The following is an 11405-nucleotide window of genomic DNA, read 5'->3' as shown; positions in this document are numbered from 1 at the left end:
AAATCCGTGTCGACGCAGGCGATGGAGCTGGACGATCGGAAGACGACAACCTAAAAGAGTTGCGGCCAAACCCGCTTCTTGCAGGAGACGAAAAAATGCAGCGCATCGAGAGGGAAGTGAGCGGCGGCTGCCAGTGCGGTGCCGTGCGCTACCACGCAAGCGTCATGCTCGACAATTCGCATCTCTGCCATTGCCGCATGTGCCAGAAAGCCTCGGGCAGCATCTTTGCCGCGCTCGTCGCCGCGCCCGATGATGCGCTGACCTGGACACGCGGCCAGCCGAGCGTCTGGAAGAGCTCGGAGCTTGTCGAGCGCGGCTTCTGCGCCAATTGCGGCACGCCGTTGTTCTTCCACCACCGCGAAAACGGCCGCACCAACCTGATGATCGGCTCGCTTGACGATCCCAACGCCTTCCCGCCGCTCGCCAATACCTGCACCGAAAACATGGTGACATGGTTCGAGACGATCACGGCCATGGAAAACACCGGCGCGACCGAAACCAACGGCGCCGACTGGGCGGCGGCGATCAAGGCGAGCAACAACCAGCATCCCGATCACGATACCGCCTCCTGGGCGGTTAGGGGGCGTGACGGCTGAGACCTGCCGCAGCCGTAAGATGGCGCATCTCCGCTCCGGCGGAATGAAGCGCCGAAATATCGTGGGGATCATTGAACATGGCGGTTGCGCTACAGCCATCCGCATCGGCGCGAAGAATCGTCCGCTTCTGGCCTAAAGTGGCCCTTCAGGGATCACTCGCGGTTTCGGCGATGGTAGTCGTGGTCCAAGTCTTTCCAGACGTAGAACCCATTCCAAAGACAGAGCCAGGCTGACAATGCTCCCAAGGGTCAGTATTTATAATCTGATAGATTGAACTTTCACCATGCGAGGGGTCGATTTTCTTCACCCAAACACCGATGAGGGCTGCCATCCACCATACAGCGATTATCAGCGCCGCAAGGGACCAGATATAGACGATGGCCGCAAGACAAATAATCAATATCGATCTGTAGATGTTGAGCTTCGACATTCGACTCCGATCTGAAGCATCAAAATTCCCGCAACTTTGGGGCTACTCGAAGTCATCAAAAGTTGCAACGACCCATGAGAGAGTAGACCGTTCTTGGACGGGCGGCGATGATCGCTTATGGCGCGAAGTTGAAGTTCGGCAACCTTGGCCTTTTGACGATTTGCACCGCATACCGGTCACCTTTCCCCCTCCGGCGGAATGAAGCGCCGAACGGCACGGAGGTCTTCGAACACGAAGGTTTGCGCTACAGCCGTCCTTCTCGAACGGATCGCGGCAACGTCCTCTGACTTTTGAATGTGTTGGAGGGCGGCGGTGGCGCAGGCCACGCCGAGGTCAGAATGTCGGTCCACCTCCGATCCGTCAACACATCGCAATGTCTGGTAGTGGCGCCCCGCCGGTGTGCCCGCTTATCTATTCAGGCACGCACAGGCTGGTCAGGAGGCTGACAGGCGCTAGATTAGCAAGGCAGGGAACCCGCCGGAGGTCACGGCGTTCCCTCAAATATCTTCTTCCGCTCGGTTGTCGGCGACATCCCAGCCTTATTCCAGGTCCGTATGACGACACAGCAGATCATCGCGTTTTCTGTCATCGGGCTCATGATGGCGATCTTCATCTGGGATCGCTTCCGCTATGATGTCGTTGCCTGTTGCGCGCTCGTTTTGGCGGTCGCGACCGGGATAGTCCCGCCGGAAAAAGCCTTTTCCGGCTTTTCGGATGACATTGTCATCATCGTTGGCAGCGCCCTGATCGTGAGCGCGGGCGTGGCCCGGTCGGGCATCGTCGATGCCGCGATCAAGCGGTTTTTCCCAAACCTGAACACGTTTCATACCCAACTCGCGCTCCTGACGATCGCCGTGGCGTTGCTGTCTGCCTTCATCAAGAATATCGGCGCACTCGCCATCATGATGCCGGTCGCCTTTCAGTTCGCAAGGAAATCCGGCGCTTCTCCCTCGAAATACCTGATGCCGATGTCCTTCGCCGCCTTGCTTGGCGGACTGATGACGCAGGTCGGCACGTCGCCGAACATCGTCGTATCGCGGCTTCGGGAGGAGATGACCGGAACATCCTTCACCATGTTCGACTTCACGCCGATAGGCGCCATCCTGACGGTCGTCGGTATCACCTTTCTGCTGTTCTTTCACAGGCTGGTGCCAAGCCGCACCAAGCAGGACCACGCCATCGAAGATGTCGTGGAGATCAAGAATTACACGAGCGAAGTCGCAATCACCGACCAGTCGACGCTGCTTCAGCGGGCGCTCAGCGACCTCGTGAAGCTCGGCGATGGCGAGGTCATCGCCACGGCCGTCCTGCGCGGCGGCACCAGGATGGCGCCCTTTCCTGATCTGACGCTCCGCTCCGACGATATTGTGATGCTGGAAGGCCCCTCGGCAGCCATGGACCGCATCGTATCACAAGGGAAATTGAAGCTTTCCGGCAAGCCTTTGACGAAAGATGGCCTGCCGGACAGGAACATCATTTCGCTCGAAGCGATCGTCAGCCAGGACTCGTCCCTCACCGGGCTTTCGGCCAAGGAGCTGGCGCTCTCCTACACGCGCGGGGTCAACATCCTGGCGATCAGCCGGCGCGGGGAACGCCTCAAGGAACGGCTGGGCAGCTTGACCCTCGGCGTCGGCGACATCCTCCTCCTGCAGGGCAGCCGGGCAAGCCTGGCCGCACTTCTGCAGGATTTTGGCCTGTTGCCGCTCGCCCAGCGGGAGGTGATGCTCGGCACCCGCCGCCGTGCCTTCATTCCGCTTCTGATCCTGGCCCTCGCCATGGCCACGACCGCCGTTGGCCTCGCGCCGGTTCCGGTGGCTTTCTTCGCAGCGGCGCTAGGCATGGTCGTTTTCCGGGCCATTCCACTGACGGATATCTATAAAGCGGTCGACGGCCCGATCCTGGTTATGCTCGCCGCCCTTATTCCCGTCTCGGATTCCTTGCGCACCTCCGGCGGCAGCGACCTGATCGCCGGTTGGCTGGGTGCGGTGGCGATGAATCTGCCGGCATGGGGGGCACTCGGCCTGATCCTGGTCAGCGCCATGGCCGTTACACCCTTTCTCAACAACGCCGCGACCGTTCTCGTCATGGCACCGATCGCCGCGAGCTTTGCAACCAGTCTCGGCTTCAGGCCGGAAGCCTTCCTGATGGCGGTGGCAATTGGCGCCGGCTGCGACTTCCTGACCCCGGTCGGCCATCAATGCAACACGCTCGTCTTCGGTCCCGGCGGTTACCGGTTCTCCGATTACCCACGTCTCGGCCTGCCGCTGTCGGCATTGATCATCCTGGTCAGCGTGCCAGCGCTGCTTTTTGTCTGGCCGGTGAAGTAGGTCGCTGGGGCGGCAGCCGCAGGCGGTGACGGATTTGGGGCCGATTGCCGGCGGCAGCGACAGACGCGGCGCATCCGCGTCCGAAAGCTGACATGTAGTCGTCGACGAGGCAGTCCCTAGGACGTGTTGCGCTCTGATCGCCGAGCCAGCCTCAGCCCACAATGCATCCCGCAGGCGAACATGCCGACGATGGCTCCATAATTGAGAAAGAACTCCAGCGACGACTCGTTGAAATCCCACATGTCCAACGAATAGGTCAGCATGAGCTTCGACCCGAACCCCATATCGACGGAACTTTTGAGACCCCATGCAGCGATGGCCAAGGCGGCCAGTCGTAACGCGGCCGTGCGATAGACGTTTGGGGCAGAGATCCGGAACACGCCCCGGCCGACATTCATCACCACCTGCCAACGCGTCCCGAGATGCATTGAAACGATCAGCAACACCCAGTATCCCGCGAACATATGGATTTCGCGGACAGCAAAGGCGCCGCCGGCCGCCGCGAATGGGAACGCATCCCGAGAGATGAGCAGGCTGGTGACGAGCATGACAGTCATGCCGATGCCGAGACAGGCGATCACAGCCAGGTTCACCAGGCGGACGGCATTCATGTTCCGCTGCGCGACACCGCCGTACCAACGCCTGTTGAAGACGTTATGGACGATGACGAGCGCGAACAGCGCCGTCCCGAACAACTCGTGAGAGAGGTTGTCGAGCCACCAATAGGCAAGACATGCGATGATCAGGACAACCGCCAGGAAGTCCAGCAACAGGCGGAAAGGCAAGATGCGGCTCATTCCAACTCGAACCGTCGCATGTCGTTGTAGGTGTAGAGGAACTCACGGCCGGATCGCGAGGTATGACACCGCTGGCAGCGCTCGGTGTTCTCGTCCATGTTGATCGTGCCGTCGGGCTTAAACCACTGGAACTGCCAGTCGGCCGTACGTCGGTTCTCGTCGTAGTCCTGCCCCCAGCCCTCGCCCTTCTCCATGATGAAGTAACGGAAGACCTTGCCGTCTCGGTAGTCGACAAGCGCGACATGGGTGCCGTTCGGAATCGGCTCGCCGCGCTTGACGGCCTCGATCGCCTCGCGGGTCGCCATGATGTGCTCGGTCACCTCGCCCCGCTCGACGGTGGTATAATGAACAAGCTTGCCAATGTCAGGCATCGTAGTGCGCGTTGGCTCGGCGTGGACTTGCATCCCCACCGAGACGACCGTCAGTCCAGCCAGAGCCGCACCACTTATGCCGCCAATTATTTTCTTCATCGAAACCTCATCGACGTTGGACCAGAGCTCACCGCGCGTATTGTTCGTCGGAAACATGTTCCATCCACGCGACCGACTTGCCGTCCAGTGCCTCGGAAATGGCGATATGCGACATTCCGGTGGTCGCCGTCGCGCCGTGCCAGTGCTTCACCCCCGGCGGTATCCAGGTGATGTCGCCCGGACGGATTTCCTGCACTTCGCCATCCCAATGCTGGACGAGGCCGACGCCTGCCGTGACGATCAGGGTCTGACCAAGAGGATGGGTGTGCCAGGCGGTGCGCGCGCCGGGCTCGAAGGTCACCGTGCCTCCACTGACTGTAGCGGGGGCAGTCGCGGAAAAGCGGGAATCGACTCGGACGGCTCCGGTGAAGCTGGTCGACGGACCGGCCGTCGATGGTTGGGTACCGGCTCGGGTTACCGTCACGCCCTTGTCGGGTTCGGCGAAAGCAGCGGATGCGCCAAGGGATAGGGCAACAGTCATAAGGGTCGTCATGTTCATGGGGTACCTGTCATGGTGAGGGCCGTGCTGGCTCGACCGTGATCTACTTCTCTGCGAAGACATCCTTGGCGATCGCCACCGCCGACACAGCGCTCGGCCAGCCGGAATAGAACGCCATATGCGTGATGGTCTCGACGAGCTGCTCTTCCGTCAGGCCGTTGGCCTTGGCGCGAACGAGATGTGAACGAAGCTGGTCAGGACGGTTGAGGGCGATCAGCGCTGCGACCGTCACCAGGCTACGGTCTCGTTGAGAGAGCTGCGGCCGTTCCCATACATCGGCGTAAAGGACGTCGTCCGTCAGTTCCGCCAGCTTGGGTGCGATATCGCCCATCAGTTGCTGAGTTCGCGAACGGGCGGACTCGAGATTCGATGCTGGCTCCTGTGCCATGGTTGTCTCCATTCCGGCTCCAAAGACGATGGCAGCGCTGAGTATTCCCGACATGAGTTTCTTCAAGTTGATTTCCTCTCGATAATTCAGTGCATGGCTCCTGCCGACGATTGGGCAGCAGGCGCTTCGCACGCCTGGGAAAACCGTCACGTGGAAGCGAGGTGACGGTCGAAGAACGGCTTCAACCTGGACAGGGCCGCTTCGACATACTCGGGAACCCAATAGGTCTCGATGTGCTTGGCACCCTCGATCTTGAACAGTTCCTTGTCCCTGGTGCCCGTCGCTTTCGGGAACGCGTCCTCGGTCAGGTAAAGGGTGTCGGCTTCGCTGCCCGCAATCATCAGGAGAGGCACGTCGATGAGCGCGATCTCGCCCGTGGCGTCCCAGCGCATCAAATCCATCAAGCTGCTTGTCGTGTACCTGAAGGTCGAGCCAGGATGTGCATGGGTGCGCCAGTAGTAGTGATAGCCCTGCCGATAAAGATCGAACGGAAGAGCATCGATCTGGGCGTCCGTCAGATTGGCGTCCCCGGAATAGAGGATCTCGCCGCCCGCTGCTTCCTGTGCGCGGGCTGCCGAGGCCTGCTGCAGGCGCTGCTGTATCGTTTCCATCTGGCTGTCCTGGAAGCCGTTGCGGCGGACGCGGCCAGAATTGAACATGCTGAGCGTCGCCACGGCCTTGAAGCGCTTGTCGGTCTTTGCAGCCGCCAGAGAGTAGCCGCCACCGCCGCAGATGCCGAAAAGGCCGAGGCGTGCCGTGTCAACACCGGGGAAGCGACTGATGAAGTCCGCCATTCCGTGGATATCTTCGATGCGGAACTGCGGCTTGTCGGTGTTGCGCGGTTCACCGCCGCTTCCGCCCTGATAGGCGGCGTCGGCCGTGATCGTGATGAAACCTCGCTCCGCCAGACGCTGCGCGTAAAGGCCCGTGGTCTGCTCTTTCACGCCCCCGTTCGGATGCGCCAGAACGATCGTGGGATGCTTTTTCGCCGGATCGTAGCCGGGCGGCGTGTAGACGTTGGCGACGATGTCGAGACCATTGAGCTTGTAGTTCACCGGATGGATGTTCACCTTCCCCGGCTCGTTCCTGATGATCGCGCCGTCGTAAACGAGTGTGAACGGATTCTGCTTGTAATCGGCGGCGGCAGCGGTGGTCGTCATTGCGGAAACTCCCAGCATCGCACCGGAGATGACGAGAGCACCTGCACCCAGGAAGTCGCGTCGTCTTGTGTCGATGATTTCAATTGCCATTTTGAGGCTCCTCAATATGTGAAGTTCCGCGCGCTGACGCTTTCCGACAGCGCGCAGATTGGTCAGTCGAGCTTCTTGTCCGCGAGGAACTTCGAGACCTGGTCGGCGATCTCAACGTTGTTCAGATCCGACATCAGGAAGTGCGTACCGCCCTTTATGCCGATATCCGGCAGATGAACGAGCGTGGCATCGCCGCCGTGCTTGTTCACGGTTTCTACCCAGAGCTTCGCCATCGCCAGGCGGACGCGCCAGTTGTCCTGTCCGCGTTCCTGGGTCGGTTCGAGCGGGAAATTGTCGCCGTAGTAGATAACGATCGGTAGCTTGGTGAGCTTTTCGAAGTCCGCGGCGGGAACGGCCTCGGCCTTGAGGGTGCCGGCGGCACTCGGCATATCGGCCGGGACCTCGCCTTCGGGAAAAATGAAACCGCTGCCCGGTTCCAGCGCCACGATGCCCTTGACGTTGGGGTTCTTGATCGCCGTCAGCCATCCCGGTCCGCCCGCCTGCGAATGCGTGAACAGGATTGCCGGTCCGGTCCTTGTGAACAGGGTCGACATGGCGTCCGAGATCACGTTTGCATCGAATGGGCCTGTGTTCGGCGTGACCGAGCGGAAGAACTGGTTCAGCGCTTCGGGATCACGCGAGAACTGGACGTCGCCGAAGTAGTCCGGCCATTTGCCAATCCGGAACTGGTCAAAGAACAACTGGTCGTATGGCGTCGGCTCGATCGTCGTCGCGACGGTGCTGTTGCCCGCGCGGCCGCGACGCGGTTGATCCACCAGATAGATGGGATACCCACGGCGCAGGAAAATGTTCTGGAAGCCGTCTCGACCGTCTGGCGTAGTCTCCCAGGAGCGTGCCGACTGATAGGCTCCGTGGAGCATGACGATCGGCAGCGACTTCGGGTTCTCGGGCACCTGATAGAAGACGTAGGCGTGGTCGCCGTGAAGCGTCTGACCCTCGGAGGTCGGAGCATTGTTGTTGTAGGTTCCGGCTGTGGCCGACACCGCGCCGCCAACTGCGAAGCTGCCCTGCTCCCGGACTACGAGAGGCTCCGGTTTGGCGACTGGTTGGGCGTAAACAGCACCTGAAGACAGAACGAGCGCGGAAAACGCGACGGCCGAAAGAGTTTTGGAAAACATGCCCGATACCTGCCTTGCAACATGAAGTTGGAAGAAGGCTACGCGAGCAGCATTCAGGTGATTAGATGCTCATTTCCGATTGAAGGTATTAGCCTGCCTTATTAATCACAGACGGTTGATCACCGTGTTACCCGCGGTACCGCAGAGCTTCTACCACCAGTGCGAATGCCGGCGAGGCGTGTCGTCGGTTAGGATAGTAGAGGTGGTAACCTGCAAATGGCGCGCACCAGTCCTCAAGAACGCGGACAAGCCTGCCCTGCGCGATATCGTCTGCTACCAGATCGTCGGGCATATAGGCGAGACCGAGGCCTCGCCTCACGGCATCAAGGCGCATTGCAATGTTGTTGAACACCATCTGGCCTTCGACCCGGACCTTGAGTTCGTGGTCGTCCTTCTCGAACTCCCACGCGAGGATGTTGCCATAGGTTGGCATCCGGATCTGAACGCAATTATGCGCCGTCAGGTCCTGCGGGATCTCGGGCCACGGATGCTGCCGGAAATAGGAAGGCGCTCCCACCACCGCCATGCGCATTTCCGGGCCGATTTTCACAGCGATCATGTCTTTCGCCAGTTGCTCGCCGAGCCGCACGCCCGCATCGTAGCGTTCGGCGACGATATCCGTCAGGCCGTAGTCCACGGTGATCTCGACGTTGACGTCCGGATTGTCGGGCAGGAACTTTTCGAGCGCCGGCGCAAGGACCGAGATCGCGGCATGCTCGCCGGCCGTGATCCGGACCGTCCCGGCCGGCTTGTCCCGCATCTCGCTGAGCGCAGCGAGTTCCGCCTGAATCTCTTCGAACCTCGGTCCCGCCGTCAGAAGAAGACGTTCACCCGCCGCCGTCGGTGATACCCGCCGCGTCGTGCGCGTCAGCAGCCGAATGCCCAGCCGCTCTTCGAGACCACGGACAGTCTGACTAAGCGCCGACTGCGAGACGCCAAGCTTCAAGGCGGCGCGAGTGAAACTCTCCTCGCGCGCCACGGTGACGAAGGCGAGCAGATCGTTGAAGTTCTCCTGCGGCATTCATTAGACACCCTTATAGCCTCATGCCGATTACTGCCCCTAATCTAAAATGTCGGCAAGGGATATCTTTTAGCCCGGCCGGCAACCTCGAAGTCTCGGCGCTCGGCCTTGGGTGCAAGGGCGCGACCCGCGGACGCGCTCTCCAAGGTCGATATCGTTGGCGACAGATATCCTACACACCTTCAGGCGCGCGTCGGCAAGTGAAACGGCGGCGATCCGCAGAGCTCTCGCGTTAGAGAGAAGGAAAATGACATGACCAGTACCGTTCCCACAGTGACCCTGAACAACGGGATCGAGATGCCGATCCTTGGCTTCGGCGTCTTTCAGGTACCCGATCCTGCCGAGTGCGAGCGCAGCGTCCGTGACGCGATCGATGTAGGATATCGTTTGCTCGACACCGCAACTTCCTATGGCAACGAAGAGGCCGTAGGCACCGCGATCCGCAACCATGGCATTGATCGAAGCGATCTGTTTGTAACAACCAAGCTCTGGATCGAGGACGCGACGTATGAGGGCGCCAAGGCCGCTTTCCAACGTTCCCTAAACAAGCTGCAGCTCGACTATCTGGACCTCTGGCTCATCCACCAGCCTTTCGGTGATGTCTATGGGGCATGGCGTGCGATGGAAGAACTGTACAAGGCGGGTCGCATCCGCACGATCGGCGTCAGCAACTTCTATCCCGACCGTTTGCTGGATTTCGTGCTTCACAACGAGATCGTGCCCGCGGTCAATCAGATCGAAATCCACCCGTTCCATCAGCAGGAGGACGCAGAGAAGCTGCTCCAGGAATACAACGTTCAACCCGAAGCATGGGGTCCTTTCGCGGAGGGGAAGAACGGGCTGTTCACAAACGAACTCTTGCGGTCGATTGGTAACAAGCATGGCAAAAGCATTGCGCAGGTCGTGCTACGATGGCTGATCCAACGCAACATCGTCGCCATCCCTAAATCGGTGCGTAAAGAGCGGATGGCGGAGAACTTTTCGATCTTCGACTTCGCGCTGGACCAGAAAGACGTTGAGGCGATCGGTTCGCTCGACCAGAAGGCCAGCAGCTTCTTCGATCATCGCGATCCGGCAATGGTGAAGTGGCTTGGCACGCGCAAGCTCTGAACCAATGCTGCCTACGTTCCCCGTTCCCTCGAACTCAGCGCGCCTTTACCGCCGCCGTCCCGAACGCCGTGGTCGGCAAGCGGGTCGACGAGGTGAAAGACGGCAAGCTGGCAGGCTCCAGGCCGCGCGACGATGGTCGCGAAGTTTGAATAACGAAAGAGAATGACGATGACAGAAAACCAGAGAATGGAACTGAATCGACGGGGATTGCTGATGTCCGCGGCAAGTCTCGCCATAGCGGCAAACGCGGACATCGCGTCCGCGCAGTCCTCGACTACACCAGCGGCCTCAACAGCTGCGTCAGTTTCGGCAATCGGCCGCAGGAAGCTCGGCGCGCTCGAAGTTTCGAGTGTCGGTCTAGGCGTCCAGAACATGAGCCGCACCTACCAGCAGACAATCCCGACACGCGCCGAGATGCACAATATCATCCGTTCGGCGTTCGACAACGGCCTGACCTTCTATGATGCGGCCGAGGCCTACGGCCCCCACGAAGTCGAGCGCATTCTCGGCGAAGGCGTCGAGCCGTTCCGGCACCAGATCGTCATCGCATCGAAGTTCGGATGGAACATCGATCTTGAGACTGGAGCGCGCCGACCGGGGCTCAACAGCCGGCCGGAGCATATCAAGCTGGCTGTCGAGGGCATGCTGAAACGGTTGCGGACGGATCGCATCGACCTTCTCTACCAGCACCGCGTCGATCCGCAGGTGCCGATCGAGGACGTGGCTGGTGCCGTCAAGGACCTGATGGACCAAGGAAAGGTTCTGCACTGGGGCCTTTCCGAGATGGGTCTGAACACCCTCCGTAGAGCCCATGCGGAACTTCCCGTGACTGCCGTCCAGAGCGAGTATTCGATGTTGTGGCGCGGACCGGAGAAGACATCGATCCCGGTCTGCCAGGAACTGGGCATAGGCTTCGTACCCTGGAGCCCGCTGGGTGTCGGCTTCCTAAACGGCGCAATCGACGAGAAGACTCGATTTGCGGAGGGCGACATCCGCGGCATCGAGGGACGCTTCTCTCCAGATAACCTTCCCCACAATCTTGCCCTCGTAGAACTTTTGAAGACCTGGGCTGAGCGGAAGAGGGCAAGGCTGGGACAAGTTGCGCTCGCTTGGCTCCTGGCCCAGAAGCCGTGGATCGTGCCGATACCCGGCACGACGCAGATGGCACACATGATCGAAAACATCGGCTCCTCTGCCATGTCGTTCTCGTCGTCGGAGATCGCGGAACTGAACCAATCCGTTGCTGTGATCGAGATCAAAGGGCCAAGGCTGCCGGGTGCCGTACAGGCGTTTTCGGATGTAGAAGCACCCCCGAAGTCCTAACCGCCGAGCTCTAAAATGTCCGTTTTGGGTTTCTCATGGACAAGAAGCGAGTTGG

General features: G+C 60.2%; 12 protein-coding genes. 4 read left to right on the top strand and 8 right to left on the bottom strand.

The features are described 5' to 3' along the window. The first annotated feature begins 95 nt into the window (after positions 1-95). Complete coding sequence (locus tag CO671_RS25875) at positions 96-596, top strand: GFA family protein (protein ID WP_097608324.1); 501 nt, start codon at positions 96-98, stop codon at positions 594-596. 145 nt (positions 597-741) lie between these two features. Here the strand turns inward: CO671_RS25875 and CO671_RS25870 are convergent, their stop codons facing one another. Beyond that, on the bottom strand, positions 742-1026 hold the full coding sequence (locus CO671_RS25870; protein ID WP_097608323.1) for a hypothetical protein: 285 nt from the start codon (positions 1024-1026) through the stop codon (positions 742-744). A 554-nt stretch (positions 1027-1580) separates the two neighbouring features. Here CO671_RS25870 and CO671_RS25860 point away from each other — a divergent pair. Further along, positions 1581-3353 (top strand): SLC13 family permease, encoded by a 1773-nt coding sequence (locus CO671_RS25860; RefSeq protein ID WP_097608321.1) that lies wholly within the window; start codon positions 1581-1583, stop codon positions 3351-3353. 116 nt (positions 3354-3469) lie between these two features. Here CO671_RS25860 and CO671_RS25855 read toward each other — a convergent pair whose 3' ends face one another. The 7 genes from CO671_RS25855 to CO671_RS25825 form a co-directional block, all read right to left on the bottom strand. Continuing rightward, a complete protein-coding gene (locus CO671_RS25855; RefSeq protein ID WP_010032676.1) occupies positions 3470-4150 on the bottom strand; it encodes a DUF4405 domain-containing protein in 681 nt (226 codons plus the stop codon). Next, positions 4147-4620 (bottom strand): cytochrome P460 family protein, encoded by a 474-nt coding sequence (locus CO671_RS25850; protein ID WP_097608320.1) that lies wholly within the window; start codon positions 4618-4620, stop codon positions 4147-4149. Before CO671_RS25850 ends, CO671_RS25855 begins: the two co-directional genes overlap by 4 nt. 28 nt (positions 4621-4648) lie before the next feature. Next, positions 4649-5119 carry a cupin domain-containing protein gene (locus CO671_RS25845; RefSeq protein ID WP_097608319.1) on the bottom strand — a complete coding sequence of 157 codons (471 nt, stop codon included), beginning with the start codon at positions 5117-5119 and terminating at the stop codon, positions 4649-4651. 43 nt (positions 5120-5162) lie between these two features. Continuing rightward, a complete protein-coding gene (locus CO671_RS25840) occupies positions 5163-5519 on the bottom strand; it encodes a carboxymuconolactone decarboxylase family protein (protein WP_245423753.1) in 357 nt (118 codons plus the stop codon). Between the two features lie 134 nt (positions 5520-5653). After that, complete coding sequence (locus tag CO671_RS25835; RefSeq protein WP_097608317.1) at positions 5654-6757, bottom strand: alpha/beta hydrolase; 1104 nt, start codon at positions 6755-6757, stop codon at positions 5654-5656. A gap of 62 nt (positions 6758-6819) precedes the next feature. Continuing rightward, the gene (locus tag CO671_RS25830; protein ID WP_097608316.1) at positions 6820-7896 is read right to left on the bottom strand and encodes an alpha/beta fold hydrolase; all 1077 of its coding nucleotides are present in this window, start codon (positions 7894-7896) and stop codon (positions 6820-6822) included. A gap of 127 nt (positions 7897-8023) precedes the next feature. Then, positions 8024-8917: a LysR family transcriptional regulator gene (locus CO671_RS25825; protein WP_097608315.1), complete on the bottom strand. Its 894-nt coding sequence runs from the start codon at positions 8915-8917 to the stop codon at positions 8024-8026. 252 nt (positions 8918-9169) lie between these two features. Here CO671_RS25825 and CO671_RS25820 point away from each other — a divergent pair, with 252 nt between their 5' ends. Further along, positions 9170-10027, top strand: a complete 858-nt coding sequence (locus CO671_RS25820) for an aldo/keto reductase (RefSeq protein WP_097608314.1) — start codon at positions 9170-9172, stop codon at positions 10025-10027. A 168-nt stretch (positions 10028-10195) separates the two neighbouring features. Then, positions 10196-11350 (top strand): aldo/keto reductase, encoded by a 1155-nt coding sequence (locus CO671_RS25815; protein ID WP_097608346.1) that lies wholly within the window; start codon positions 10196-10198, stop codon positions 11348-11350. Positions 11351-11405: the final 55 nt, after the last annotated feature.

The organism is Rhizobium sp. M10, from assembly GCF_002531955.1.
In the GTDB taxonomy this organism is placed as follows: domain Bacteria; phylum Pseudomonadota; class Alphaproteobacteria; order Rhizobiales; family Rhizobiaceae; genus Rhizobium; species Rhizobium etli_C.
The sequence above is the reverse complement of the archived record's forward strand: the minus strand, read 5'-3'. Positions and strand labels throughout refer to the sequence as shown.

Bases quoted from the DNA above. Each gene is read 5' to 3' on its own strand.
- CO671_RS25875 (WP_097608324.1), top strand. From the start codon at position 96: ATGCAGCGCATCGAGAGGGAAGTGAGCGGCGGCTGCCAGTGCGGTGCC.
- CO671_RS25870 (WP_097608323.1), bottom strand. From the start codon at position 1,026: ATGTCGAAGCTCAACATCTACAGATCGATATTGATTATTTGTCTTGCG.
- CO671_RS25860 (WP_097608321.1), top strand. From the start codon at position 1,581: ATGACGACACAGCAGATCATCGCGTTTTCTGTCATCGGGCTCATGATG.
- CO671_RS25855 (WP_010032676.1), bottom strand. From the start codon at position 4,150: ATGAGCCGCATCTTGCCTTTCCGCCTGTTGCTGGACTTCCTGGCGGTT.
- CO671_RS25850 (WP_097608320.1), bottom strand. From the start codon at position 4,620: ATGAAGAAAATAATTGGCGGCATAAGTGGTGCGGCTCTGGCTGGACTG.
- CO671_RS25845 (WP_097608319.1), bottom strand. From the start codon at position 5,119: ATGAACATGACGACCCTTATGACTGTTGCCCTATCCCTTGGCGCATCC.
- CO671_RS25840 (WP_245423753.1), bottom strand. From the start codon at position 5,519: ATGGAGACAACCATGGCACAGGAGCCAGCATCGAATCTCGAGTCCGCC.
- CO671_RS25835 (WP_097608317.1), bottom strand. From the start codon at position 6,757: ATGGCAATTGAAATCATCGACACAAGACGACGCGACTTCCTGGGTGCA.
- CO671_RS25830 (WP_097608316.1), bottom strand. From the start codon at position 7,896: ATGTTTTCCAAAACTCTTTCGGCCGTCGCGTTTTCCGCGCTCGTTCTG.
- CO671_RS25825 (WP_097608315.1), bottom strand. From the start codon at position 8,917: ATGCCGCAGGAGAACTTCAACGATCTGCTCGCCTTCGTCACCGTGGCG.
- CO671_RS25820 (WP_097608314.1), top strand. From the start codon at position 9,170: ATGACCAGTACCGTTCCCACAGTGACCCTGAACAACGGGATCGAGATG.
- CO671_RS25815 (WP_097608346.1), top strand. From the start codon at position 10,196: ATGACAGAAAACCAGAGAATGGAACTGAATCGACGGGGATTGCTGATG.